Source organism: Bacillus sp. FSL R10-2780, assembly GCF_038006125.1.
GTDB classification, from domain to species: Bacteria; Bacillota; Bacilli; order Bacillales; family Bacillaceae_G; genus Bacillus_A; species Bacillus_A cereus_U.
Map to the genome: position 1 here is coordinate 2,584,380 of NZ_JBBOUQ010000001.1, position 26,748 is coordinate 2,611,127.

Consider the following 26,748-nt stretch of genomic DNA (forward strand, 5'->3'; position numbering starts at 1 on the left):
TTCCCGTATCGCGAAATCTGTAACGTATAGGTGGGGATACCATTATGATTGTGATAGGCCGTTCTATTGTACACCCTTATATCACAAATGAATATGAGCCATTTGCAGCTGAAAAACAACAGATTTTATCCATAATGGCTGGAAATCAAGAAGTTCATTCCTTCCGAACAGCCGATGAACTCAGCTTTGATCTTAATTTACGAGTTAATATTATTACTTCCGCGCTAGAACTTTTTCAAAGTGGCTTTCAGTTTCGTACATTTCAACAATCTTTTTGCAACCCTCAGTTTTGGGAAAGAACATCACTTGGCGGATTTCAACTACTCCCAAACGTACCATCCTCTATTGCCATCCAAGATATTTTTAAAAATGGAAAACTATATGGAACTGAATGTGCCACCGCAATGATTATTATTTTTTACAAAGCATTACTATCATTATATGAGGAAAAAACTTTCAACCGTCTATTCGTAAACCTCTTACTTTATACATGGGACTACGATCGCGACTTAAAGCTCATAACAAAAACGAGTGGCGATATCGTTCCAGGTGACCTCGTTTACTTTAAAAACCCACAAGTTAATCCAGCTACTATTGAGTGGCAAGGAGAAAATACAATCTATCTAGGAAACTTCTTTTTTTACGGACATGGCGTAGGCGTAAAAACGAAAGAGGAAATTATTTATTCATTGAATGAACGAAGGATTCCTTATGCTTTTATTTCAGCTTATTTAACCGATTTTATTACTCGTATTGATAGCCGTATGATGAGTCAATATGCCTCTCCTAACACGCCACAAACATCAATAGGATTTATTCCTATTAGAGATGATGCAATCGTTGCAACAGTCGGACATACAACTACAATCTATTAAAAAAACGCCTACATGTGTAGGCGTTTTTTCTTAATTATTAAGCTTTTGTATGTTCTGTATGGTCACATTCGCAATGAGATCCACATTTCCCATAAAGTACTGTTGATTTTTCATCTTCAAAATGTCCGATTGTTCCTTCACAAACTTGGCATACGATTGTTCCCATTTTCATTTCCCCCTGAGTTTTAAGAATAATCTACTTATATATGATTAAGCTTTCGCATTGTCTCTACTAGCACAGTCACAATTTGAACCACATTTTCCATAAAGTACTGTCGTTTTCTCATCCTCAAAATGTCCGATTGTTCCTTCACAAACTTGGCATACGATTGTTCCCATTTTCATTTCCCCCTGAGTTTTAAGAATAATCTACTTATATATGATTAAGCTTTCGCATTGTCTCTACTAGCACAGTCACAATTTGAACCACATTTTCCATAAAGTACTGTCGTTTTCTCATCCTCAAAATGTCCGATTGTTCCTTCACAAACTTGGCATACGATTGTTCCCATTTTTCATTTCCCCCTAAGTTTATGGTCCTAAAAACTTTTAGTTGTCCATTTCCTATCAATTATTGGGCTTTTGTATGTTCTGTGTGCTCACATCCGCAAGATCCACATTTCCCGTAAAGTACCGTTACTTTCTCATCCTCGAAGTGTGCAATTGTACCTTCACAATCTTGACATACGATTGTTCCCATTTTTCATTTCCCCCTAAGTTTATAATCCCAAAAACTTTTGTAACCGCTTAACTTTCTGTCTTTATTTTAATATGTTATACTTTTTACGTCAATAGGTTTTTAGTATAACACATTAAATATTTTAAAATTAAATTAGTATGCGATATTAACACAAAAAAACAGCCATATTTCATACATACGACTGTTTCTTGTTAATTATTCTTCATACTCCGCATGCAAAGAAGTAGACGGAACAAGAAATTTAAAAAACTGAGCTAATTCTTCCGCCTCCTCTTCCGATCCTAACTTAAAAGTTTCTTGTATATATGGAACATTTTCTACATCATCTCGCCCAAGCAAAGTAGATCTCCCTGTTTGCATACAAACAATAAGTGGCTTTCCAAAAAACATATTTGTATAAATAACTCCAAAATCATAACGTGTATCATGCGTCATAAATCCTAAAAATCGTACCTTCACACTTTCATGCTCATCATACAATTTTTCAAACATGAGTTTCCACCTTTCTAAATAACACTTCCTATTCATAATATATTAAACAAAAAAAGTAATACTCCTTTTAATTGTCAAAAAATTCAGTAGGATGTAGAATGATATTATTCTACTAAACTAGGGGGGAATTTGTATGCAACACGCCTTTATCACACTTGTACCTAAATCTAATCAACAATCTGTTTCAATAGAAGATGTAAAACACCTTTTTCATAACTATAAAACCGTTACTTCCAAGACTGGTGATCAAATTAATTATGCTTATACAAATACAGCTTTTCCTTATGAAATATTAGATACATCAGCAACAACATTAAAACTCCAATCAAGTCACGATCGATATGATTCTATTTATGTGGGGATTGGAATAGAAAAGGAACAATCTTTCATTCAGGTTTCTTTACCTACTACAGCAACATTTGGTGATAAAGGAAAAGCAAATGAATTTAGCCGTTTTCTAGCGAAGAAATTAGAAGGAGAGTTACAACTATTTAATGGAAGAACAATGTATTTCTATAAACGTTAATTTTTAAAAATAGAGAATAGAATTAAAAAGAGTATACAATTCGAACACGTAAGTAATAAAGCCTGCTTCCTTACGTGTAATAGAAAACATGCAATCACATATGCTAAATAAAGAAATACAAAAAAGAGTATTACTTTATAATGAAACTTATCACCATTCGATAATGTTAATACAACGGAAAAACCAATCCATAATAGAAAATGATAAAATATAACATGTAATATTTTCATGGAACCTTCTCCTTTGACATGCTCTATTTTATTAATATATGGGATTAAGTTTGAATCAATTACATATTATACAACGGCATATATTCTAACGATTCATTTAAAGTATTATATATTCATTCGACAAGTACATATAAAGACCTTGCAAGTCATTTTATGAAAATAAAAATAACCCATCTCTTTAAATAAGAGATGGGTTATTTACATTACTTAAATTATTTTACAATGTGAATTGGCATTCCAAGAGCAACTTCAGCTGCTTCCATTGTGATTTCACCTAATGTTGGGTGAGCATGGATTGTTTGAGCGATATCTTCAGCTGTCATTCCAGCTTCGATAGCTAAACCAATCTCAGAGATAATATCAGAAGCACCTGTACCTGCAACTTGTGCACCTACAAGAAGACCATCTTCTTTACGTGTTACAAGTTGTAAGAAACCGTCAGTGCTGTTTAATGATAACGCACGACCGTTTGCAGCGAATGGGAACTTAGATACAGCTACTGTCATTCCTGCTTCTTCAGCTTGTTTCTTAGTGTAACCAACAGATGCTAATTCTGGATCAGTGAAGCATACTGCAGGAATTCCGATGTAATCGATTGCTGATGCATGGCCACTAATTACTTCAACAGCTACTTTACCTTCGTAAGAAGCTTTGTGAGCTAATGGTGGTCCAGGAACGATATCACCGATTGCATAGATGTTTGAAATATTTGTACGGCATTGCTCATCAATTTCGATGATGCCACGGTCAGTCATTTTAATTCCAACTTGCTCAAGACCGATTTCTTGAGTGTTTGGACGACGACCTACAGTTACTAATACGTAATCTGCTTCTACAGTTTGGATTTCACCTTTAACTTCAAAGCTAACTTTTACGCCAGTTTCTGTTTCTTCAACGCCTTTAGCCATAGCTTTTGTATGGATATTTACGTTACCTTTTTTCTGTAGAGCACGTTTAACAACAGAGCTCATAGCTTTTTCGAAACCAGCTAAGATTTCGTCGCCAGCTTCTACTACAGTAACTTCTGTACCGAAGTTAGCATATGCAGTACCTAATTCCATACCGATGTAACCGCCGCCGATTACAACAAGTTTTTTAGGAATTTCAGGTAAGCTTAAAGCGCCTGTAGAGTTGATAACACGTTTAGAGTATTTGAATCCAGGAATTTCGATTGGTGTAGAACCAGTTGCAAGAACAGCATTTTTAAACGTATAAGTTTGTGCTGCATCTTCAGTCATTACGCGTAATGTGTTAGCATCTACGAAGTAAGCTTCACCGCGAATGATTTCAACTTTGTTACCTTTAAGAAGGCCTTCAACACCGCCAGTTAATTTCTTAACTACGCCGTTTTTCCATTCTTGAACTTTTGTAAAGTCAACTTTTACGTTCTCTGCAGTGATACCCATGTCATCAGAATGCATAGCATTCTCATAACGATGACCTGCATTGATTAACGCTTTTGAAGGAATACATCCAACGTTTAAGCATACACCACCCAGGTTAGCTTTTTCAATGATTGCTACCTTTTGACCTAATTGTGCTGCACGAATTGCCGCAACGTATCCACCAGGACCTGCACCAACAACGACTGTATCTAATTCAATTGGGAAATCTCCTACTACCATTGTTATTACGCCTCCATTACTAATAATTGTGGGTCATTCAATAGACGTTTAATTTGGTTTAATGCTTTTTGAGCAGTTGCGCCGTCAATTAAACGATGGTCAAAGCTTAGAGATAATGCTAATACTGGAGCTGCAACGATTTCACCGTTTTTCACAACTGGTTTCTCAGCGATACGGCCGATACCAAGGATTGCTACTTCTGGGTGATTGATAACTGGAGTGAACCATTGTCCACCTGCAGAACCAATGTTTGTAATTGTGCAAGAAGCACCTTTCATTTCAGTTGGAGCTAAACGACCGTCACGTGCTTTACCAGCAAGTTCATTGATCTCGTTAGAAATAGTAAAGATAGATTTACGATCTGTATCTTTAACAACTGGTACTAATAGACCTTTGTCTGTATCAGCTGCGATACCGATGTTGAAGTAATGTTTATGAACGATTTCTTGAGAAGCATCGTCTAAAGCAGTATTCAACATTGGGAATTCACGTAATGCAGATGTTAAAGCTTTTACAACGTATGGAAGGTAAGTTAATTTAATACCTTTGTCAGCTGCAACAGCTTTGAACTTCTTACGGTGAGCAACAAGTTCTGTTACATCTACTTCGTCCATTAATGTTACGTGAGGAGCTGTATGCTTAGAGTTAACCATTGCTTTCGCAATCGCTTTACGGATACCACTCATTTTCTCACGAGTTTCTGGATATTCACCAGCTGGGATTGGTTGTGCTTTTGGTGCTTCTTCTTTCGCTGCTGCTGCTGGAGTAGCTTCTACTGCTGCTGGAGCCTCAGTTGCTGCTACAGTTTGTCCACCATTTGCAAATGCATCGATGTCAGTTTTCACAACACGGCCGTTCTTACCAGAACCAGCTACTTTATGAATATCTACACCTTTTTCACGAGCATATTTACGAACAGATGGCATAGCGATTACACGCTCATTTACTACTTCTGCAGTTGCTGCTGGAGTAGTTTCCGCTGCTGGAGCTTCTACTGCTGCTTCTTCAGCTTTTGGAGCTTCATCATGATCGTCACCTTTAAATTTAAGGTTTTCGTATCCAGGAGCATCAAATTTAATTAATGTATCTCCTACTATTGCAACTGTTCCTTCTTCTACAAGTACTTCAAGTACTTTACCTTTAACAGGAGAAGGGATTTCTACTACTGCTTTATCATTTTGCACTTCAAGAAGTACATCGTCTTCATTTACTTCATCGCCTGGTTTAATAAACCATTTTACGATTTCACCTTCGTGGATACCTTCACCGATATCTGGTAGTTTAAATTCAAATGCCACGGAATTCAGCCCCCTGATTCATTTCATTATTATGGAATATGTACAAAAGAAACCAGCATGTGCTGATTTCTTTTGCACATGAAAAACTAAAAATTAGAAGTTCATTACTTTGTTAACAGCTTCAACAATATCTTTATGGTTTGGTAACCATACGCTCTCAGCTTGAGAGAATGGGAATACTGTATCAGCAGCTGCAACACGAACAACTGGAGCTTCTAAGTTTAAGATTGCACGGTCGTTAATTTCCGCTACAACGTTAGCTGCAATACCAGCTTGTTTTTGAGCTTCTTGAACTACAACTACGCGACCTGTTTTTTCAACAGAAGCAATGATTGTTTCGATATCTAATGGTTGAACTGTACGTAAGTCAACAACCTCTAAAGAGATACCTTCTTTTTCAAGTTCTTCAGCAGCTTTTAGTGCAGCATGAACCATAGCACCATAAGCGATAACAGATACATCTGTACCTTCACGTTTGATATCAGCTTTACCTAAATCAATTGTGTAATCGCCTTCTGGTACATCTTGACGGAATGAACGGTACAATTTCATATGCTCTAAGTAGATAACTGGATCGTTGTCACGAATCGCAGAGATTAAAAGACCTTTTGCATCGTATGGAGTAGATGGAATAACAACTTTTAGACCAGGTTGTTGAGCCACTAATCCTTCTAAGCTATCAGCATGTAGTTCTGGAGTATGAACGCCACCACCGAATGGAGAACGAATTGTTACTGGAGCAGTCCAACGTCCACCAGAACGGTAACGCATACGAGCTAATTGACCAGAAACTGAATCCATTACTTCATAAATGAAACCGAAGAATTGGATTTCTGGAACTGGACGGAAGCCTTCAAGTGCAAGTCCAACTGCAAGTCCACCAATACCAGACTCTGCAAGTGGAGTATCCATTACACGATCTTCACCGAATTCAGCTTGTAAACCTTCAGTAGCACGGAATACTCCGCCGTTTACACCAACGTCTTCACCAAACACAAGTACGTTAGGATCATTTTTCATTTCAACGCGTAAAGCATCAGTGATTGCTTGAATCATTGTCATTTGAGCCATGGCTTACTTCGACTCCTTTTCTTTGTAAATTTCATATTGTTCAGCTAAGTTGTAAGGCATTTTTTCGTACATGATTTCCATTAAATCAGTAACTTTTTGTTTTGGAGCTTGGTCAGCCTTAGCAATTGCTTGTTTGATATCTTCTTTTGCTTCTTCGATTACTTTCTCTTCAACTTCTTGAGACCATAGGCCTTTGTTTTCTAAGAATGCACGGAAGCGTACGATTGGATCTTTTTGTTCCCATTCGTTTTCGATATCTTTTGTACGGTAACGAGTTGGGTCATCACCAGCCATTGTATGTGGACCATAACGGAATGTTAAAGTCTCAATTAAAGTAGGGCCTTCACCGTTTACTGCGCGCTCACGAGCGAATGCAGTTGCTGCGTATACAGCTAATGGATCCATACCGTCTACTTGAATTCCGTAAATACCTGCTGCTACTGCTTTTTGTGCTACAGTTTTAGCTGCAGATTGCTTTTCTACTGGAGTAGAGATTGCATAACGGTTATTTTGTACAACGAAGATTGCTGGAGCTTTGAATGCACCCGCAAAGTTCATACCTTCGTAGAAGTCACCTTGTGAAGCACCACCGTCACCAGTGTAAGTAATTGCAACAGATTTTTTACCACGTAGTTTCATACCTAACGCAACACCAGCAGTTTGGATGATTTGCGCACCGATAATGATTTGTGGAGCAAGTGCATTTACATTCTCAGGCATTTGGTTACCCATGAAATGTCCACGAGAGAATAAGAATGCTTGATATAATGGTAGACCGTGCCACACTAATTGTGGAACATCACGATATCCTGGTAAGATGAAATCTTCTGCTTCAAGTGCGAAATGACTTGCTAATTGAGAAGCCTCTTGTCCAGCAGTTGGTGCGTAGAAACCTAAACGTCCTTGACGGTTTAAAGAAATAGAACGTTGATCTAGTACGCGAGTATACACCATACGGCGCATTAACTCTTTTAATTGATCATCTGATAATTCAGGCATAGCTGCTTCATTCACAACTTCGCCTTTTTCATTTAAAATTTGTAATGTTTCAAATTGAGCTGCGATAGCTTTCATTTGCTCATCAACATTAAATAGGGTGTTTTTTGTTTTAGTACCCATTCCGTTCACCTCTTCCTCTCTTGAACCATATTCTGAAACGCTTTCACTATCTATTAGCTAGACTGAAAGCGCAACAATGTAAACCAACAAGTTTGTCTGTCGGTTGAGAATAATTTTGTGTACCTAACAATCTGTACTAATGTTTTTTCAAAAACATATTAATACAATCTTGATCACGTTTTTTAGTTTACAACTATTCTAATTACGATGTCAATTACTTTGAATACGTTTTTTTATAAATAATATGCAGGTTTCCTCTACACAAACATGTTTTTATTTTTCACATCTGTATTAGTAAGCAATAACCTACTGTTATATTATTCCCTTTTTAACTTGTTTTTTCTCTTAGAATAATATGTAAACGATTTAATTCTCTTTAGTTTTTCTCTCTTCTCAATAAAATTATACAAACACTTCTTCCTTTTATAGGTAAATACCTATACATTTCTAATCATTCCTCCATACATTATAGTAACCGCAGTATTAGCGGGAAATGATAAAGGAGGTCATCTCATGTACGGATACTCATATTGCTATCCAACAACTTGTTCATATCCTTCCTACGGTTATGGCGGTTCTTGTGGCGAATCTGGACGCGGCTTCGCCTTAATCGTTGTGTTGTTTATCCTTTTAATTATCGTTGGTGCTGCTTGCATTCGCTAATTAATGTAAAATGAAACAACTATGGAAAGAAACAGACGGCTTTGCCGTCTTTTCTTTTATTACATAACTTATCTATAGAAGATTTGTTTCCAAGTAGTTCTTCCTTACTTGCCGATGACTTTTTTTATCTCCTTTGGTAGACTAAAGAAGAAAGGAGAGATTACATATGCTTACAATGAATGAGGTAATTCGTGAAGGAAATCCTATTTTGCGCGAAGTCGCAGAAGAGGTCTCCTTACCTGCTAGCGAAGAAGATACAAATACTCTTAAAGAAATGATTGAATTTGTAATAAATAGCCAGGACCCTGAAATGGCTGAAAAATATAATTTACGCCCAGGAATCGGATTAGCGGCTCCGCAAATCGGTATTTCAAAGAAAATGATTGCGGTTCATGTAACTAATACGAACGATACGTTATATAGCTACGCATTATTCAACCCAAAAATCATTAGTCATTCTGTTGAACGTACATATTTACAAAATGGTGAAGGCTGTCTATCTGTAGACCGTGAAGTAGCTGGTTATGTCCCTCGTTACACAAGAATTACAGTAAAGGCAACAACGATTAACGGTGAAGACGTAAAACTGCGATTAAAAGGTTTACCAGCAATTGTATTCCAACATGAAATCGACCATCTAAACGGTGTTATGTTCTATGACCATATTAATAAAGACAATCCATTTGTGGCTCCCGATGATTCAAAACCTCTCGAGCGATAATAGTAAAAAGGCGGAAGTTAACCTTCCGCCTTTTTATTATATGAAATGGGTTCCACACTTACCTATAACAAGCCAGCCCACTTTAATCCGTGATAAATACCGTCTTCATTAACATCTTTTGTCACATAATTAGCAAGTTTTTTCAAATCCTCATGACCATTCCCCATCACAATGCCCGTTCCTACTGCTTCAATCATTTCTAAATCATTTAATCCGTCCCCAAATGCATATACTTGTTCACGATTAAATCCTATTTTCTCAATAAACTTCTCAATCCCTTTTGCCTTAGAACCACCATTAGGAATAATATCCATTGAATATGCATGCCAGCGTATAAAATGAAAATCTGGATAATGATGAATAAACTTTTCTTCTTCGTTTACTTCACAAAAAAGAAGCGTTTGATAAATATCACGTTTCTCATAAAAATCAGGTTCATATGCCGGATGCTCGAATTGTAAGCTTCCAAAACCTTCTTTTACATAATCATGATATTCCACTGACGCTCTCATTTCTTGATGGTCAAGATATACAAGTGGATATCCTTCTTGTTTTGCAAACTGAGTAAACTTATGTAGAGCATCAGAATGTAATGGATTATTAAATAATACCTCATCCTCAAATACAACATACTGTCCGTTAAAACTAACATAATTATGTATATTGAGTTCCTCACGAATATCTTCAAACATAAATGGCGCACGCCCTGTCGCAATCGCTACATGCACACCTTTTTCTTGTAAATCTCTTACTGCATCTCTTGTAGATTGCGGAATTTTTTTATCATGATCTAATAATGTTCCATCAATATCAAAAAAGACAATTTTATCATTCATTTGTCAAAACCCTTTCTGGCACTCTATATTCCTATTTTGATTATCACTTTTCAAATTTCAAAAAAAAGTATAACATATTAAACATCTGTGAAGAAAGCGTTCACTTTCTGACCTTATTTATGAAATGTGCATATACTATTAGTAAAAAAATGTGGATACTTGTTCGGATGAATTTTCTTTTCTATTCTTCCTCATACTATATCTATAACTAACGGCTACTAATCGTTACTACAGGATAACTTACACTATACTAAAAAGAACAAGATTCACTATTCACTTCTAATCTTCTTTCTTGTATAGGAGACGGAGTTATCATTAGTAATATGCATGTTTAAAATAAGGAAAGGAAGGAGTAATCATGCTGAAGAAAAAGCTCAAGCGTTATTTAAACGATTTAGTCCGTAAGAAGACAATCGCTTAAATTGTGCCCATTTCGGGCTTTTTCTTCATTCTCATTCGAAAAAACATGAAAATCGTGACTGTTTGCTTTATAATAAGTAACAGATAATGCAAAACATAGACAAGGAGAGGTTTTCCCAATGATTTTTAAAGTATTTTATCAAGAAAAATTAACTGAGGTCCCAGTACGTGAAAATACAAAAGTTTTATATTTAGAGGCTACGTCTCAAAAGGATGTTCGTAAAAAATTACAAAAGTTCGCATATAATATCGAGTTCGTTCAGTCTGTTACTGGTGCTCATCTTGAATATGAAAAACAAAACGCTGATTTAATATTAGCGGAGATCGTATAGTCATATGAAATTCCTAAAAAATGATCAAGCTGCCGTTTTTGCCCTCGGTGGTCTTGGTGAAATCGGTAAAAATACATATGCTGTTCAATTTCAAGATGAAATTATTATAATTGACGCTGGAATTAAATTTCCAGAAGACGAACTCCTCGGGATCGATTATGTAATACCAGATTACACTTATTTTGTGCGAAACGAAGATAAAATTAAAGGATTATTCATTACACATGGTCACGAAGATCATATCGGTGGAATTCCTTATCTATTACGTCAAGTAAACATTCCAATTTACGGTGGAAAATTAGCACTTGCCCTAATAAAAAACAAATTAGAAGAGCACGGATTACTTCGTAAAGCAAAACTTTATGAAATTCAAGAAGATGATGTTATTAAATTTAAAAAGACATCTGTTTCCTTCTTCCGTACAACTCACAGTATTCCGGATTCATACGGAGTTGTTGTGAAAACACCTCAAGGACAAGTCGTTCATACAGGTGATTTTAAATTTGATTTCACACCAGTAGGCGAGCCAGCAGATTTAACAAAAATGGCCGAAATCGGAAAAGACGGTGTACTTTGTCTCTTATCTGATAGTACAAACAGTGAAGTGCCAAACTTTACGATGTCTGAGCGCCGCGTTGGTGATAGTATTCAAGATATATTCCGCAAAGTAGACGGTCGTATTATATTCGCAACCTTTGCATCGAATATCCATCGCTTACAACAAGTTGTTGAGGCTGCTGTTGAAAACAATCGTAAAGTAGCTGTATTCGGTCGAAGTATGGAAGCAGCTATTGAAATCGGACAAAACCTTGGTTATATCCGGTGTCCAAAGGATACATTCATAGACACATCTCAGCTAAACCGCCTACCAGCTAATAAAGTTGTTATGTTATGTACAGGTAGTCAAGGGGAGCCGATGGCAGCACTTTCACGTATTGCCAATGGTACACATCGTCAAATTCAAATTATCCCTGGCGATACAGTTGTTTTCTCTTCTTCACCAATCCCAGGCAATACAATTAGTGTAAGTCGTACAATTAACATGTTGTACCGCGCTGGCGCTGATGTAATCCATGGTAAACTCTCAAATATTCATACGAGTGGACACGGTGGACAAGAAGAACAAAAGTTAATGCTACGTCTTATTAAGCCGAAATATTTCATGCCAATTCATGGTGAATATCGTATGCAACGTATGCATATGAAATTAGCGAATGATTGTGGTATTCCAGAAGAAAATTGTTTCATTATGGATAACGGGGATGTTCTCGCTTTACGTTCTGATGAAGCAAGCGTAGCTGGGAAAATCCCATCTGGCTCTGTCTATATCGATGGAAATGGTATTGGAGATATCGGTAATATCGTATTACGTGATCGTCGCATTCTTTCTGAAGAAGGACTCGTTATTGTAGTTGTAAGCATTGATATGAAAGAATTTAAAGTTGCAGCAGGACCTGATATCATCTCGCGTGGTTTCGTTTATATGCGTGAAAGCAGCGATTTAATCAACGATGCTCAAACATTAATTACAACACATTTAGAAAAAGTAATGGAGCGAAAAACAACACAATGGTCTGAAATTAAAAATGAGATTACAGACACATTAGCACCATTCCTATACGAAAAAACGAAACGTCGTCCGATGATTTTACCAATCATTATGGAAATATAAGAAAAAGGACAATGCCTCCTCGGCATTGTCCTTTTCTCTTATCTTAAAAAATGCTTAAAACGATCTACTTCATCGTCATGACCAATTACAATTAATATATCTCCCGCCTGAATGTTTTCTGTAGCTCGAGGAGATACGATAACTTCTTTCCCACGTTTAATTGCTACAATGTTCAAACCAAACTTCGCACGAATATCTAATTCAATTAAAGAGTGCCCATCAATTTTTTTATTTGCGATAATCTCTACAATACTATGCTCATCTGAAAGCTCTAGGTAATCTAACACATTACTTGATGCGATATTATTAGCAATCCTTTTTCCCATATCTCGTTCTGGATGCACAATATGATCTGCCCCTATTTTACTTAACACTTTTTCATGATAGTCATTTTGAGCTTTTACAGTAATATTTTTCACACCTAATTCTTTCAAAATTAACGTTGTTAAAATACTTGAATTCAAATTATCTCCAATAGCAACGACTACATGATCAAAATTACGAATACCAAGACTTTTTAATACCATCTCATCTGTTGAATCTGCAATTACAGCATGCGAAGCTATATTTGCAAACTCATTAATTTTATCCTCATCTGAGTCAATTGCCATTACTTCCATACCTAATTGAGCTAATTCACGGCAAATACTTCCACCAAAACGGCCAAGCCCAATAACAGCAAATTCTTTCTCTTTTTCGCCCACAGGAATTCCTCCAATAACATCAAGTACTATGTACTTTTATTGTAACATACTTTAAATTCGCTACAAAAACCTGTATATACTTCTTATTTTTGTTTTTGCATATAAAAATACTGTTGTAAATAAAACGCGATACCGAAAATTAACATACCAAATACAAATATATTTCCAAATGAACTAAATGTTTCAAAAACGAACAATAGCGTTTCTTGTCCGAAAAAAGCAAATAAAAGTTGTGTAAATGCGAATAACAGTGCCCATATGTAATGATGTTGATGGAATAAATAATGTGTTGCGCCTAAAAAAGCTACAAGCGAAACAATGAAGATCCACCAAGTTTCTAAAAACAATTGCCAATTAGTAAATTGATATCCATTTACTAATATCGCAATAATTCCTATAACTGCCATCGTCGGCACACTCCATAATAATGCACGCCCTCTAAAGAAGCGCGCACCTTTTGCATCTCCTTTTTCATTTGCGATGTATGTTAGCACGACAGTACTTATATACAAAACAGAGAGGATTGTTAAAACAATGATAAGCCAAAAATGTAATTGATAATATTCATGCTCTATATTCGTCACAATTGCAGCTAACATACATGGAATAAACATCCCTGTCCAACCATCTATTTTTCTTTCGTTCCAAAACACCGTATTACCAATCCGAATTCCTAATAACATAAAAATAATGATACCTAGTACAAATAACGTAGTCTTATTCCCCACTAAACTCGTTGAGAAAGCAATTAATCCAATAAATAAAAAAAGAACAAATCCATTCATAATTTCTAGTACAGGTGACAAATATCTTTTCACCCATTTGTATGTTTCTTCATATTCACTATTATTTGCTAAACGATAGGCGTAAAAACTTATCCCAAAATAAACCGCCGCAATAATAACATATGCATATAAGACGAAACATAAAATCGCACTGCTAATTTGCACGTAATTCCCCACCCTTTTTTCTATGTATCACATTGATTTTACACACTTTTCATACTAAAAGTAAACCTGTATAAGGTAGTTAAATAATTATCTTACCTATTAGTACTAATTAATAATGAGCAGTGGCTAAAAACCCCTGCTCATTATTAAGACGTCAAATTTAACTCTACTCATTTGTATGAAGATGTCTAACACTAACAAATACAAAAGATGTTTTCGTCTCGGAACTAAAAAATCCCCACTCTAAACTGTTGCACAATTAGCGAGTAAGTTCACTTTCTATTTCCCTTCCACTTCACATATTGATTTAAAAATACAATCGCTTTCTCAATAACCTCTTCGTCTGGTTTTAATTTCGCATGATGTAAACCATATTCTGAATTTACTCCAAGCCAAAACATAAATCCAGGTATCTCTCGAAGCATATAACCGAAGTCTTCACCTGTCATTGCCTCCGTACATGTAATTACGTCCATATTCGTTTGTTCACGTGTAAATTGCATAAACTCTCTCGTTAACTCTTCATGGTTATACACTTGATGATACATCGCTCCGTAGTCAATAACAGCTTCACATTGAAAGGAAGCTTCTATTCCCGCAACAATTGCCTCAATTCGGCTTTTAACACGTTTCATTGATTCCACTGATAGCGTTCGGATTGTTCCTTCTAAACGAGACTTTTCTGCGATAATGTTTTGAACTGTACCACCTGTAATTTTCCCAATTGTAATTACCGCACTGTCAAGAGGATTCACATTACGACTAATAACTGATTGAAGTTGTGTAACGAGATGACTCGCTGCAACAATCATATCATTTGCTGTATGCGGATATGCAGCATGTCCACCTTTTCCTTTTAAATCAACGTATAACTCTGATGTATTCGCAAATAATAAACCTTCTTTTGTCGCAATTGTTCCCACAGAGTATTCAGGCGCAATATGAAGTCCAAGAATCATATTAGGCTTCCATTCTTTTAACTCATCACTTTCTAACATAGGAAGTGCACCACCTGGACCTTCTTCAGCTGGTTGGAATATAAATACAATATCATCATCTATTCTTTCGCTTACAGCCGCTGTTAGAAGGCCTAAACCGATTGTTGCATGCAAATCATGTCCACATGCATGCATCATTCCTTCATGGACAGAAGAGAATTCATATCCAGTTTCCTCTGTAATAGGTAGACCGTCTATATCTGCACGATAACCTATTATTTTTTCAGGATTTTTCCCATTTACTTTAACAACTACACCTGTTTTCCATGTTCTCACTTCCAAATATTCGTTAGGAAGCGTTCCTATATAATCTAAAATATACTGTTGTGTTTTCCACTCTTTAAATCCGATTTCCGGAATTTTATGTAAATCTCTACGAACTTGGACAAATTTGCTTACTGTCATTTTTGCACCTCTATCTATAAAAAGCGCAAGAGCACATTCATGCTCTTACGCTTTTTGTTTTTTATTTCTCTGGGTTTAATTGACGAAGCTCTTGTTTGATTTCAGTTTTTGCTTTTGTCTTCTCATCAATTTCTTTAATTACACGTGCCGGAGTTCCCGCAACAACTGTATATGGAGGCACATCTTCTGTTACAACAGCTCCTGCTGCTACAACTGCACCTTTACCTACTGTAACGCCTTCTAGAACAACTACATTTGCACCAATTACAACATCATCTTCAACGATAACTGGTTTTGCAGAAGGTGGCTCAATAACACCGGCAAGTACAGCACCTGCACCTACGTGACAGTTTTTGCCAACTGTTGCACGTCCACCAAGCACTGCGTTCATGTCGATCATAGTACCTTCACCAATTACAGCACCGATGTTAATTGTTGCATTCATCATGATAACAGCGTTGTCACCAATTTCTACATGGTCACGAATAATCGCGCCTGGCTCAATACGAGCTTTAATACCTTTTAAATCAAGCATTGGAATTGCAGAATTACGACGGTCGTTCTCAACTACATAGTCAACAATGTGCTTGTTATTTTCATCAAGAATTGTCTTAATTTCAGACCATTCTCCGAATAATACACCAGATTTTTTATTTACAAATGCTTGTACCGTTTCAGGGAATGTTACTTCTTTTAAATCCCCTTTTATGTATACCTTTACAGGAGTTTTCTTTTCACTGTTTTGAATAAACGAAATAATTTCGTTAGCGTCCATCATTTTCATTCTTGTTGCCTCCTAAATCCATTTATAATGTTACTCTACCAAACGATAGAGCGAGTAGCAAGACAATAATCTTATTTTTCCATTTGAATTTCTTCTATAATTTCTAAAAATGCTTGTACTTGCTTCAACTGCCTTGCCGAGTCACTCGTCAATAACCATGTTTCTCTCGTTAATTGAACAGGTGTTTTATACATATTTTCCTGCACTTCTTTTAAAACAGTCGAAGGTAAAAGAGCGTAACCTATTCCATTTAAAACAAGCTGTTTGCACGTTTCAATTTGGTCAACTACAATCGTTCGCTTAGGTGGATTTGAAAATAATCCATACCACCAATTTTGTATTTGTCCATAGTAGGTCGAATCACTTTTAAATTGAATAAATGGTCTATTTGTCTCTTTTAACATCGAAATATCTTTTATTTCTTTATCAACTAAATATAATTCATCTTCAAATAATTGTTGTTTCTGCCCTTTGTATTCTTGTGATCCTCTCAGTATAGCAACATGAACGTCTCCTTCATAAAATTGCTTTTGCACTTCACTACTCCAGCCAGTAAACAGAGCTATCTTCACAGAAGGATACTTATGCACAAATTTTTTCAAAACAGGTGGAAGCCAATATTGCCCAATGACTGATGCAACAGCTATTTTTAACGTACCGTATGTTTCCGTTCTAAAAAGAGCCAGTTCACTTTTAATATCCTCTTCCCGTTGTAACATTTCTTTTGCATAATTTGCAACTTTTTCCCCTTCGGGTGTAATTGTTAATCCTTTTTGTGAACGAATAAAAAATTTCATTCCCCATTGTTTCTCCATAGATTGTAATCGTTGACTAAGCGCAGGTTGGGAAACAAATAAACGTTCCGCCGCTTTTCTCATATTTGATTCCTGAGCTAACACAACCATCATTTGAAAATCATCAATTTGCAACTTTCTCCCTCTTTCCTTAGCTTCCATACACCTAATTTTAATAAGCATTTCATCCTTAATTTAATTGCATACTTTTATACATTAGAACGGTTTGTTAGTTCAAACTTTTCTTATGCTTTATGTCTTTTTAAATATAATACATACACAACTGATATGCACGAAAAAAAGTGACTTCGCCTTTTCAGTGAAGTCACTTTCCCTACGTTATCGATTATGCTGTCTCACTTTTTTATTCAATAATTTTAAAATAGCCCGACGTGTTAAAATACCCTCGAAGTAACCTTCTTCATTGACAGCGCAAATAAAAGGATGATCAATTGTCATTTCTAAAGCTTTTGCAAAAGAATCTTCTAACATAAGAACTGGAATCTCTTCCTTCATCACTTGTTCCACTTTCATATTCTCAAGTCTTTCAAACTCAATGTGATCTAATCCTAAAATACCATCTAAAATCATAGCAGTACTAATTAACCCATGTAATTTATACATAGGGTCTAAAACAGGAATCGCCGAATATCCAGATTTCACAAGAACGAGTAAAGCATGTTCTAAACCATTCCCTATTTGGACATGTGCTACTTTTTCTGATGAAATCATTAAATCCTTCACAAGAATTTGTTGAAACTCATCTTTCGGAATACTAATCATGTTACATCCCCCATTTCCCTTGCTTATATTCTCCAATCCTACTCACATTTTATGATAGCGTTTTCATATTATTATTTTGTCCTAACATTCTTCTAATAAAAATAAAGATACACAGCTATTTTAGCATACAACATAAAAAAAAGACTACCATTCCGGTAGCGCTTAATACCCTTTATTTTTTAATCGGTAAAACAATCTTGTAATTTTTTTATATTGCGTCACATCTGTCTGTTTTAAACCATTCTCAATGTCTGTAAGCTCTACCGCTAAAATTTCGCTTGCGTAATTTTGCTGAAACAGAATATCCAACAATAAATTTTCTTCTTCTCTTGTTAAAACAAATTCCTTTTCCATATGCTCCTCTCCTTGCACTCACATCATCACTCTCATTATATAAGATTTTCAACTTATTCAATAGATGTAATATTCGGTTTTTTTTGAAAACACTTAACGACTGCGAATATATAGACATCATTTCACATTATTTCGTATATCTGTTCGCATAACTAAATGCCGCATAAGCATCTGGTTTAATTTTTGCTGTTAATCCCATTGCTTGAATTTTCATCGTCATATCTAAAATAAATTCTTTTGTTAAACCATCATTCCCGATATCTAAATGAATTTCCATTATGAATCCTGCTCCATCTTGAGCGTATGGGTGCAATAAATCCCATATTGTTTGTATATGATTGGGAGTAAATAAATAGGCGATTTCTTGACTAAACTGTGTTTCTAAATATATTTTCTCTCGCAACGTTGCTGGCTTATTTTTCACTGATTTATGATGCAAACATCCCCATGCTCCTTTTCCAACCCGATGAATATGTATCGCTGTAATAAACCTCGTATCCTTTTGATGCGCTTGTGAGTCTGTCCCAATAGATAATCGATATAAATTTCGTGGATCCTTTTCAATGAAACTACAAATACGGTTAAATACCATATCAAAATTCAAATGTCTCTCTGAAACATTATAAAATGTATGCTCACCGTCCACATAGTCACGTCCTTTCAATTAGACAGACTTTTCGTATTCTCATTGTATGGGACAAAAACAAAAATTATAACTTACTACCCTTTATTCGTTTCAATATTTCGAATTACATAATTACAAAACTTACATGTATATATTACATTTTGATTAGACTGGGCGGTTAATACATGATTAATTTCAGCATGACTGTGACAATTAGGACAAATAACAATCGGTAAGCGTTCCATCCTTTGCACCTCCTATTACTATTTACTATCATTGTAGGAAAAATAAAAAATTCCTATACATATACATATACATTTGTAAAAAACCTTTTATTTAATCGCGCCTTAAATTGCAACTTCTACTACCTGTATAGCCCATTAATTAATATAACTAAAAAAGGTACCGCCATTTGGCAGTACCTTTTTTATATGTATCAATTAATGATATCATAAATCTCAATTGCAACCATATCGATGTTATCGAATTGATACACTTGAGGTTTTTCACCTTGTTGATACACTTCTAATTCATACATTTCACTTTTATCGAAAAATTTCACGCTACATTTGCGCTCACCGTTCACTTCAAAATAGCGTTGTGCTACTTCACCGCTTTCAGCTTGTTCTTGTAGACTAACAAGTCGAGTTAAAATTCCTTGGAGTAGAGACATGAAATCTCTCCTTTCTCTGATCTTCCTACCAATAGGTTTTACAGCTATACTCATTCTATCCGTCATAACAGAAAAAACGTTCCACAATCTAGGATAAAGGTTCTTGGCCAGAAACTCAACTAAAATTTGTCGAAATACGAAGTAAAAAGATGAAAGAGCATCTTTTTACTTCTTTATTGCGCTTTTTATACTGGCAGAATATAATAAAAAACAGAAAAAGGGAGGAATTACAATGAAAAAAATTGAGGTTTATACACAACCTGATTGTCCGCCTTGTACCATTGTGAAAGAATTTTTAAAACATAATAACGTTGTATATGAAGAATTTGACGTAAAAAAAGACGCTGCTGCACGCAATCGTCTTTTATATGACTATGAGTCCTATTCAACTCCAACAGTTGTAATTGACGGAGAAGTTGTCGCAGGTTTTCAAATTGAAAAATTACAACAGCTACTCGGTATAGAATAGGAATAGGGGACACCTATCCCTATTCTCATAATTGTTGTAACCTTTTTATTTCAGTCAACAGTTCCTGACTTTCATGATACCCTGCTAGTTTCCATTTTCCATTATCCTTTTGCAATGTCACAATTTGATATTGTCCACTCTTTGCCCGCTCGTAGACATATAAATTTTTATGTTCCTCATCATAAGACATTTTTGTTTCTGAATTAAAGGAAAACGGAGCTTCTTTTGCTGGAAGTAAATATTCACCACTTTGTTTTTCATTTCTACTGTTTTCATCTGTAAAAACTTGAAGGAAATTATTTGTAAAATATGGTGATAACGTCTCTATCATCTTATTCATAGATATTTGCTTCCCGCGAATTGAAAATTGCGTCTCATAACCTTTTTGTATCGTTGTAAACACTTCTTTCCGATCCACTTTCACTTCTTCTTTTCCTAAAACAGTTGTGACACTATAGCCAACTAGAAAGGCAACACATATAAATAGAACAAACCATATTCCATATTTCTTCATTTTTTCACCTTCCTTTTAAAAGAGCTTGTCTTTGTAGTATTCATTGTAACAATGATTATGCAAAGAAAGGGATGATTTCGTTCGTAAAATCTTTACAACGATAGACAGCATTTTCATCATCATTTTCACTATTACCAATTTATGATAAAAACAAACAAAAAAATGCACGAATCTCTTCGCGCATTAAAATAAAACATCTTCCTCATATAAATATTCATACGATAAATCTATAAATAAAAAGTTTTCATCATCAATTGGGAATGAAAATGTTCGTACCATTTCACCAGTTTCGATATCAGCATATAAATCTGAAAGTCTTGCCTTATTCTCAAAACGCATTTTCATTATATTTTCTAGAAAATACGGGCGCCAACTCCAGTTCTTCATATAATACTCTGGCATAATGATCCATTCACCATCTTTTTTCATAATATTACCAGATTGTTGGAAACCATCTTCATTACAAATAAATATCCGAAAACTATATTGTGATATGCTTTGGCTAAATTGTAATAACCAATCATTTATATCTTCATTCTTTTTTTGTTTTGACAGAACATCACCAATTCGATCACGTAACATCTCTGTTAAATTATAAATTTTTTGCAACTTCTTCTTCTCATGCAGAATAAATTGATGACATTCATTACCAAGTCGCTCTTTTAAAACATTCGTTTCAATAAAATCAGGTAAACATTCTTTCAAATAATTACCTTGATAATATCTACCACCGTTTTTCCAAGCATATTGTAGTTGATAAAAAGCATCAATTTCTTCATATAACAATGTCGCACCAATTCTTCTAGCAAGTAAAGATAAGGAATATAAAATATCTTGATAAGATTGTAAAAGTGCAGTTTGCCTTAAATTTGTTAAATCGACTTTTAAAATATCTGGTGCTAACACGCTAATACGCTCTAAATTACTTGTACCCGTTCCGACTTTATTAATCGAAATTTGAATACCATATGTACGATAATACATCAGTAAATGATTAAATTGTTCTATATCTTCTTTACATTCATGTTCTGTTATTTCTAGAACAATGCGTTGTAAGTTCAAACCTTGTTCTTCATACATCAGCAAAAGTTGAAGTAAACTTTCATCTTCATCATTCATTAATACATTAGCATTCCGATGTATAAATAATAATAATTTTTGATCCGTTTCTAAATACCTATTTAACGCTTTTTCTACAATGATGTTATCCGCTTCAAGTTGGAACTCACTCGGAATAGAATCATCATGGAAGAAAGATGCTAAACTTTGCATGCCCTCTTCTGTTTGAATACGTCCTACAACTTCATATCCAATTACTGTATGCTCATCAGCACTAAAAATAGCTTGATAATAAGGAAGGACTTTATCCAAGTTACTCATTACATCTAATGCATCTATCAACGTACTTCCCTCCCTTTACTTTTCAAAAATTATAACACGATATTTACGGAAAAATAATAAAAAATCCCTTCAGTTTTCCTGAAGGGATTAGAGGGGTAAAATGCTAAGGGGAATTAGCAATTCTACTATGAAGAAAAAAGAGGTCTTAAATATAACGTATATATTCCCCTTTGTAAACACATTTCTCTCACATGTCACAACTTCGTCACATTTCACCAAAGAAAAAATAATAAATCATTCATTTTCCATCCCTTTTAAAATGGATATTGGTGCAAATGCTGGCCACCATCCATTGTCATACAAGTTCCATTTATGTATGCAGCTTCATCTGAACATAAATAATAAGCTAGACCCGCAATTTCTTCTGGTGTCCCCAGCCTACCAAGTGGGACACTTTGTATTGTACGCTTAGCCATTTCTTCTGAAATCCATAATTTATCGGCACCACCTGTACGTTCAATTGGTCCTGGTGCGATAGCGTTAACTCGTATCCCATATTTACGTCCCCACTCAACAGCAAGAGTTTTTGTCATTGCTAATACACCAGCTTTAGCTGCTGCCGAATGGATAACCCCTGGGCCTGCATCCCATGCATATGTTGCCACCATGTTAATAATATTTCCTTTTATACCTTTTTCAATCCAATATTTACCAACAGCCTGGCTGCAATAAAATGTACCATTTAATACAATATTAATTACCGAATTCCAGCCATTCACAGATAAGTCCTCTGCTGGACAAATAAAGTTTCCGGCTGCATTATTTATTAAAATATCAATTCGTCCAAACTTCTCATCAATATGTTCAATCATTTTTTGAATATCATCAGTATTTCGTACATCCATTTGTACAGATAATACTTGCCCTGGAAACTGTTCAATTTCTAACTTTGCTTCTTCTAGCTTTTCTTTTGTACGCCCTGTAATAACAACTCGTGCCCCTTCTTTCGCAAAACGAGTCGCCATCCCTTTTCCCATTCCACTTGATCCACCTGTTATAATAACTACCTTCTCTTTCACATACATCCCCTCCAAAAAATGAATACACATTCATTTTATCACTTTATTTGATAGAAATCTTTATATTTTTCAATTTTTCTGATATTTTAACGTAAAGGGGTTTCTTTTCGTTCATTTTTTCGTAATCTATACTACTTTTTTAATGTTTAAAATATATTTCCAAAAAACTGAAGGGAGATTCGAGTAACCTGTATATGAAGAAAATTACAAGAAGAAATTTTTTAAAATCTGGAATACGCACTTGTCTATATTCATTTATAACCGCTAGCATCGGCTATTATTATGCTAAATATATAGAGCCCTATTTGCTTTCTTTTACGCAACACACACTTAAATCACAGCTCATACCAAAAGGTTTTCATGGTATGAAAATCCTTCAATTTAGCGATTTACATCTAGGATACTATTTCTCTCTCCAACATTTATCTCAAATCGTTTCCAAGATTAATGCTGAAAAGCCAGATATTGTCCTTTTTACTGGTGATCTCATTGATAATTACCAAACATATACCGAGGCTCCTTTTGTTGCATCCATTTTAAAGAATATACAGGCACCCTTCGGTAAATTTTCTATTTATGGTAACCACGACCATGGTGGATATGGAACTGAATACTATGATCACATCATGCGCGAATCTGGATTTGAACTTTTGCAAAATAGCGAAAAACGAATTCGTTTACTGGATAATAGTGAAATTTCTATTTTCGGGCTCGATGATATGCTACTAGGTAAACCAAAAATAGCGGAAACTTTACAACATGCAAAACAAAACATTTATACAATTGTTCTCGTTCACGAACCAGATATCGCGCCACAAATCGCTACCTATCCAATCAATCTTCAACTTTCTGGTCATAGCCATGGCGGACAAGTACAAATTCCTTTTTTAGGTGCTATTATTACCCCATCGCTTGCAAAAGAATATATTGAAGGTTTCTATAACATTCAAGGTTTGACTCTCTATGTCAATCGAGGTATTGGAAGAACACGTGTCCCATTCCGCTTTATGTCAAAACCTGAAATTACACTCTTCATCCTACAACATCCGTAACAATTCGCCTATTTTCTTACATATCCTTTCTTGTACGCGCTCATCCACACTTGTTCCACCATATGATAAAAATGAGTCCAGTAAAGGAGGTTTGTTCATGTATCCATATTATCAACCGATCCCAGTTCGTTCAGCACCTATTGGCCCAGCAGGCGACTCACGCTTCCTTCCATTTTTCGGTGTTCCATTTCTAGCTGGAATTGCTGGAGGGTTACTCGGTGGAGCATTAGCTTTCGGCCCTAGACCGTTTTACCCGCCTTATCCACCGCCTTTCCCACCACCAGCACCCTTTCCTTGTTACGGAGGGCCTTGTCAACAACCATACTATTATTAATTTAAAACAACGATTCTTCTAATGTTTTTCTATCAACGAACCGATTTATCACACGCCTATAATAAAAAACTATTCTCTCTACTCATTCTTCCATAAATGGAAGAATGAGTAGAGAAAAAAATAAAAACCTCTTAATTTCGATTAAGAGGTTTTTACTTTTTCTCTATTATTCAGCATCTGTATTTTGGTACGCCATCTTAAATAAATTCACTTGGCTATCAATTTCTTCTATACTACTATTAATTATATAATAATAGTCACCATCTTTATTTTGTTCACGTGTTTTCACATTATCGGCTAAAATTAGCTGTAAAATTGCCTTTATTCTCGCTTTCATTTCAATATCTAAAATCGGGAAGGATATTTCTACTCGTTTTTCCATATTTCGCGTCATCAAATCAGCTGAAGATAAATATATTTTTTCATCTCCATTATGATGGAAATAATAAATACGGCTATGTTCTAAATATCTTCCCACAACACTAACTACACGAATATTTTCACTTACATTTGGAATACCAGGTCTTAAACAACATGTCCCTCTAACGATGAGCTCTATCCTTACCCCAGCTTGCGATGCTTCATACATTTTTTTTATTAACGGTTTATCTGTTAACGAATTCATCTTAGCGATAATATATCCATTTCCATATTGTCTATGGTAACGAATTTCCTCATCTATTAACTCCATAAACTGCTCTCTTATATCAAACGGGGCAACAGATAAATGATGAAAATGCGGTTTTTTTGTATAACCACTCAAATAATTAAAGAAATTTGTTGCATCTACACCAAAGTCTTTTCGCGATGTAATATATCCAAAATCGGTATACAACTTCGCTGTTGCATCATTATAATTTCCGGTTCCAAGATGTACAAACCTTTCAATTTTTCCGTTTCTTCTTCTTACAACTAACGTAATTTTACTATGCGTTTTCAAGTGACTTACTCCGTAAATAACGTGACATCCGGCCTGTTCCAATTCTTTAGCCCAATTAACATTATTCTCTTCATCAAACCTCGCCTTTAACTCAACCAATACCGTCACTTGTTTTCCTTTTTCAGCTGCTACCTTCAACGCCTGAATTATTGGAGAATCTCCACTTACACGATATAATGTTTGTTTGATTGCAAGTACATTCGAGTCATCTGCCGCATCACGGACAAAATCAACGACTGGCTGAAACGACTCAAAGGGATGGTGTAATAAAATATCATGTTCTATCGCTTTTTCAAATACATCTTCCTCATCACCTAAATCTTGAGGAGGTTGAGGAATAAGAGCCGGATATACTAGATGTTCATATAAAGGCGCTAATTTTTTATATAAGGAGAATAAACATGTTAAATCTAACGGTCCATCCATCATGTACACATCTTCATCTTTTACTTCCAACACCTCATACAATAACGCTAACACTCTTTCATCAATGTGTTCTTTACCAACTTCTAAACGAACGGCAGCTCCCCACTTACGCTTTTTCAATTCTTTTTCAATTACTTTTAATAAATCGCGTGCACCTTCTTCATGGATTGTTAAATCCGCATTACGTGTAATACGGAAACGAGTAACAGGTGATACGTTATATCCTGTGAATAATTTATGAGTAAAACCACTAATTACATCTTCTAATAAAATAAATTTATGTTTTTGCCCTTCACTCGGTAAAAATATGAAACGCTCCAGTAAAGAAGGCACTTGGACAATTCCTAACTTCGTGCGATTTTCTTCCTCTGCCTGCTTCTCATCGTATAAAATAGTAGCTAAATTCAAGCTTTTATTTAATAACATAGGAAATGGACGATACGCATCAATAGCTACAGGAGTTAACACTGGAAAGATTTGTTCATCAAAATACTCTTCGATAAATTCCCTCTGCTCTTTCGTCAAATCATGGAATGTTAGACGCTCAATCCCCTCTAGTTCAAGCGCTGGCAATACGTAACCTTTAAACGTATCATACTGTACAGTCATTAAGTCATGAGCTTTTATCGCAATCTTATTTAATTGTTTCTTCGGTGTTAAACCTGCTTTATTTTCTGGCTGATTAAATCCAGCACTTACTTGATCTTTCAAACCTGCTACGCGCACCATAAAAAATTCATCTAAATTTGAACTGAAAATACTAATAAACTTTAATCTTTCTAAAAGTGGATTATTTTCATCTTGCGCTTCTTGTAGTACACGTTCATTAAAAGCTAACCAGCTCAACTCGCGGTTATTATAATACGCTGTATCATTTAAATTTACTAAATTCCCCTTTAGCAATTCCATTCTCTTCACACTTCCCTTTGAAACTTTTTCACTA

At 35.2% G+C, this 26,748-nt stretch carries 34 protein-coding genes; 9 read left to right on the plus strand and 25 right to left on the minus strand.

The annotated features are described in order from the left end of the window. Positions 1-44: 44 nt before the first annotated feature. On the plus strand, positions 45-875 hold the full coding sequence (locus NSQ47_RS13325) for a protein-glutamine gamma-glutamyltransferase (protein ID WP_341037129.1): 831 nt from the start codon (positions 45-47) through the stop codon (positions 873-875). A 37-nt stretch (positions 876-912) separates the two neighbouring features. On the opposite strand, the gene NSQ47_RS13330 is transcribed toward NSQ47_RS13325, so the two are convergent. From NSQ47_RS13330 to NSQ47_RS13350, 5 genes are all read right to left on the minus strand, one after another. Beyond that, positions 913-1,041, minus strand: coding sequence for a GapA-binding peptide SR1P (locus tag NSQ47_RS13330; protein WP_002111497.1), 129 nt, complete (start codon positions 1,039-1,041; stop codon positions 913-915). 44 nt (positions 1,042-1,085) lie between these two features. Continuing rightward, positions 1,086-1,214 carry a GapA-binding peptide SR1P gene (locus NSQ47_RS13335; protein ID WP_002033839.1) on the minus strand — a complete coding sequence of 43 codons (129 nt, stop codon included), beginning with the start codon at positions 1,212-1,214 and terminating at the stop codon, positions 1,086-1,088. 44 nt (positions 1,215-1,258) lie between these two features. Next, on the minus strand, positions 1,259-1,387 hold the full coding sequence (locus tag NSQ47_RS13340; protein ID WP_002033839.1) for a GapA-binding peptide SR1P: 129 nt from the start codon (positions 1,385-1,387) through the stop codon (positions 1,259-1,261). A gap of 59 nt (positions 1,388-1,446) precedes the next feature. Next, a complete protein-coding gene (locus NSQ47_RS13345; RefSeq protein WP_002111499.1) occupies positions 1,447-1,575 on the minus strand; it encodes a GapA-binding peptide SR1P in 129 nt (42 codons plus the stop codon). A 195-nt stretch (positions 1,576-1,770) separates the two neighbouring features. Continuing rightward, positions 1,771-2,067 carry a DUF3055 domain-containing protein gene (locus NSQ47_RS13350; protein ID WP_000462037.1) on the minus strand — a complete coding sequence of 99 codons (297 nt, stop codon included), beginning with the start codon at positions 2,065-2,067 and terminating at the stop codon, positions 1,771-1,773. 133 nt (positions 2,068-2,200) lie between these two features. Here NSQ47_RS13350 and NSQ47_RS13355 point away from each other — a divergent pair, with 133 nt between their 5' ends. Further along, positions 2,201-2,593 carry a DUF1885 family protein gene (locus NSQ47_RS13355; protein WP_002014853.1) on the plus strand — a complete coding sequence of 131 codons (393 nt, stop codon included), beginning with the start codon at positions 2,201-2,203 and terminating at the stop codon, positions 2,591-2,593. Here NSQ47_RS13355 and NSQ47_RS13360 read toward each other — a convergent pair. The 5 genes from NSQ47_RS13360 to pdhA form a co-directional block, all read right to left on the minus strand. Continuing rightward, a complete protein-coding gene (locus NSQ47_RS13360) occupies positions 2,590-2,823 on the minus strand; it encodes a hypothetical protein (protein ID WP_341037131.1) in 234 nt (77 codons plus the stop codon). The two genes, NSQ47_RS13355 and NSQ47_RS13360, sit on opposite strands and share 4 nt — an antisense overlap. 212 nt (positions 2,824-3,035) lie before the next feature. After that, positions 3,036-4,448, minus strand: a complete 1,413-nt coding sequence (gene lpdA, locus NSQ47_RS13365) for a dihydrolipoyl dehydrogenase (protein ID WP_002145997.1) — start codon at positions 4,446-4,448, stop codon at positions 3,036-3,038. Between the two features lie 5 nt (positions 4,449-4,453). After that, positions 4,454-5,746 carry a pyruvate dehydrogenase complex dihydrolipoyllysine-residue acetyltransferase gene (gene pdhC, locus NSQ47_RS13370; protein ID WP_002033838.1) on the minus strand — a complete coding sequence of 431 codons (1,293 nt, stop codon included), beginning with the start codon at positions 5,744-5,746 and terminating at the stop codon, positions 4,454-4,456. A gap of 93 nt (positions 5,747-5,839) precedes the next feature. Continuing rightward, on the minus strand, positions 5,840-6,817 hold the full coding sequence (pdhB, locus tag NSQ47_RS13375) for a pyruvate dehydrogenase complex E1 component subunit beta (RefSeq protein ID WP_000068162.1): 978 nt from the start codon (positions 6,815-6,817) through the stop codon (positions 5,840-5,842). Between the two features lie 3 nt (positions 6,818-6,820). Further along, positions 6,821-7,936, minus strand: coding sequence for a pyruvate dehydrogenase E1 component subunit alpha (pdhA, locus tag NSQ47_RS13380; RefSeq protein WP_002160676.1), 1,116 nt, complete (start codon positions 7,934-7,936; stop codon positions 6,821-6,823). 513 nt (positions 7,937-8,449) lie between these two features. Here pdhA and NSQ47_RS13385 point away from each other — a divergent pair. Beyond that, complete coding sequence (locus tag NSQ47_RS13385) at positions 8,450-8,599, plus strand: YjcZ family sporulation protein (RefSeq protein WP_002160675.1); 150 nt, start codon at positions 8,450-8,452, stop codon at positions 8,597-8,599. A 166-nt stretch (positions 8,600-8,765) separates the two neighbouring features. Continuing rightward, on the plus strand, positions 8,766-9,320 hold the full coding sequence (def, locus tag NSQ47_RS13390) for a peptide deformylase (RefSeq protein WP_204208366.1): 555 nt from the start codon (positions 8,766-8,768) through the stop codon (positions 9,318-9,320). Positions 9,321-9,382: 62 nt separating this feature from the next. Here the strand turns inward: def and NSQ47_RS13395 are convergent, their stop codons facing one another. Then, positions 9,383-10,156, minus strand: coding sequence for a Cof-type HAD-IIB family hydrolase (locus NSQ47_RS13395; RefSeq protein WP_341037133.1), 774 nt, complete (start codon positions 10,154-10,156; stop codon positions 9,383-9,385). A 539-nt stretch (positions 10,157-10,695) separates the two neighbouring features. Between NSQ47_RS13395 and NSQ47_RS13400 the strand changes: the two genes are divergently transcribed. Both NSQ47_RS13400 and rnjA read left to right on the plus strand, forming a co-directional pair. After that, positions 10,696-10,908, plus strand: coding sequence for a DNA-dependent RNA polymerase subunit epsilon (locus NSQ47_RS13400; protein ID WP_000576437.1), 213 nt, complete (start codon positions 10,696-10,698; stop codon positions 10,906-10,908). 4 nt (positions 10,909-10,912) lie between these two features. Continuing rightward, positions 10,913-12,580, plus strand: coding sequence for a ribonuclease J1 (gene rnjA / locus NSQ47_RS13405; protein ID WP_016106048.1), 1,668 nt, complete (start codon positions 10,913-10,915; stop codon positions 12,578-12,580). A gap of 38 nt (positions 12,581-12,618) precedes the next feature. Here the strand turns inward: rnjA and NSQ47_RS13410 are convergent, their stop codons facing one another. From NSQ47_RS13410 to NSQ47_RS13455, 10 genes are all read right to left on the minus strand, one after another. Next, positions 12,619-13,284: a potassium channel family protein gene (locus NSQ47_RS13410; protein ID WP_000504032.1), complete on the minus strand. Its 666-nt coding sequence runs from the start codon at positions 13,282-13,284 to the stop codon at positions 12,619-12,621. An 83-nt stretch (positions 13,285-13,367) separates the two neighbouring features. Then, the gene (locus NSQ47_RS13415) at positions 13,368-14,234 is read right to left on the minus strand and encodes a hypothetical protein (RefSeq protein ID WP_002160672.1); all 867 of its coding nucleotides are present in this window, start codon (positions 14,232-14,234) and stop codon (positions 13,368-13,370) included. Positions 14,235-14,506: 272 nt separating this feature from the next. Then, entirely contained in the window at positions 14,507-15,637 is a 1,131-nt protein-coding gene (locus NSQ47_RS13420; protein ID WP_088079295.1) for an N-acetyldiaminopimelate deacetylase, read from the minus strand. A 61-nt stretch (positions 15,638-15,698) separates the two neighbouring features. Next, the gene (gene dapD, locus NSQ47_RS13425; protein WP_002014841.1) at positions 15,699-16,421 is read right to left on the minus strand and encodes a 2,3,4,5-tetrahydropyridine-2,6-dicarboxylate N-acetyltransferase; all 723 of its coding nucleotides are present in this window, start codon (positions 16,419-16,421) and stop codon (positions 15,699-15,701) included. A gap of 71 nt (positions 16,422-16,492) precedes the next feature. After that, positions 16,493-17,377, minus strand: a complete 885-nt coding sequence (locus tag NSQ47_RS13430; RefSeq protein WP_033710806.1) for a LysR family transcriptional regulator — start codon at positions 17,375-17,377, stop codon at positions 16,493-16,495. A gap of 177 nt (positions 17,378-17,554) precedes the next feature. Next, positions 17,555-17,998: a cyclic-di-AMP-binding protein CbpB gene (gene cbpB, locus NSQ47_RS13435; protein WP_002145988.1), complete on the minus strand. Its 444-nt coding sequence runs from the start codon at positions 17,996-17,998 to the stop codon at positions 17,555-17,557. A 162-nt stretch (positions 17,999-18,160) separates the two neighbouring features. Further along, positions 18,161-18,352: an antirepressor AbbA gene (abbA, locus tag NSQ47_RS13440; RefSeq protein WP_002145987.1), complete on the minus strand. Its 192-nt coding sequence runs from the start codon at positions 18,350-18,352 to the stop codon at positions 18,161-18,163. A gap of 127 nt (positions 18,353-18,479) precedes the next feature. Next, positions 18,480-18,998, minus strand: coding sequence for a ribonuclease H-like YkuK family protein (locus NSQ47_RS13445; RefSeq protein WP_002111508.1), 519 nt, complete (start codon positions 18,996-18,998; stop codon positions 18,480-18,482). A 74-nt stretch (positions 18,999-19,072) separates the two neighbouring features. Continuing rightward, complete coding sequence (locus NSQ47_RS13450) at positions 19,073-19,222, minus strand: hypothetical protein (RefSeq protein ID WP_002160670.1); 150 nt, start codon at positions 19,220-19,222, stop codon at positions 19,073-19,075. Between the two features lie 191 nt (positions 19,223-19,413). Beyond that, a complete protein-coding gene (locus NSQ47_RS13455) occupies positions 19,414-19,650 on the minus strand; it encodes a YkuJ family protein (protein WP_002111509.1) in 237 nt (78 codons plus the stop codon). A 232-nt stretch (positions 19,651-19,882) separates the two neighbouring features. Between NSQ47_RS13455 and NSQ47_RS13460 the strand changes: the two genes are divergently transcribed. Continuing rightward, complete coding sequence (locus NSQ47_RS13460) at positions 19,883-20,119, plus strand: glutaredoxin family protein (RefSeq protein WP_002111510.1); 237 nt, start codon at positions 19,883-19,885, stop codon at positions 20,117-20,119. A 25-nt stretch (positions 20,120-20,144) separates the two neighbouring features. On the opposite strand, the gene NSQ47_RS13465 is transcribed toward NSQ47_RS13460, so the two are convergent. From NSQ47_RS13465 to fadH, 3 genes are all read right to left on the minus strand, one after another. Further along, positions 20,145-20,633 (minus strand): DUF3993 domain-containing protein, encoded by a 489-nt coding sequence (locus tag NSQ47_RS13465; protein ID WP_002111512.1) that lies wholly within the window; start codon positions 20,631-20,633, stop codon positions 20,145-20,147. A 183-nt stretch (positions 20,634-20,816) separates the two neighbouring features. Beyond that, positions 20,817-22,034, minus strand: coding sequence for an EAL domain-containing protein (locus tag NSQ47_RS13470; RefSeq protein ID WP_078181367.1), 1,218 nt, complete (start codon positions 22,032-22,034; stop codon positions 20,817-20,819). A gap of 254 nt (positions 22,035-22,288) precedes the next feature. Then, entirely contained in the window at positions 22,289-23,053 is a 765-nt protein-coding gene (gene fadH / locus NSQ47_RS13475; RefSeq protein ID WP_002145986.1) for a 2,4-dienoyl-CoA reductase, read from the minus strand. Positions 23,054-23,247: 194 nt separating this feature from the next. Here fadH and NSQ47_RS13480 point away from each other — a divergent pair, with 194 nt between their 5' ends. Both NSQ47_RS13480 and NSQ47_RS13485 read left to right on the plus strand, forming a co-directional pair. After that, entirely contained in the window at positions 23,248-24,105 is an 858-nt protein-coding gene (locus tag NSQ47_RS13480; RefSeq protein ID WP_204208361.1) for a metallophosphoesterase, read from the plus strand. Positions 24,106-24,202: 97 nt separating this feature from the next. Beyond that, positions 24,203-24,439, plus strand: a complete 237-nt coding sequence (locus NSQ47_RS13485) for a hypothetical protein (protein ID WP_002199486.1) — start codon at positions 24,203-24,205, stop codon at positions 24,437-24,439. A gap of 166 nt (positions 24,440-24,605) precedes the next feature. Here NSQ47_RS13485 and NSQ47_RS13490 read toward each other — a convergent pair whose 3' ends face one another. Further along, the gene (locus NSQ47_RS13490) at positions 24,606-26,714 is read right to left on the minus strand and encodes a polyphosphate kinase (protein WP_002160668.1); all 2,109 of its coding nucleotides are present in this window, start codon (positions 26,712-26,714) and stop codon (positions 24,606-24,608) included. Positions 26,715-26,748 lie beyond the last annotated feature (34 nt).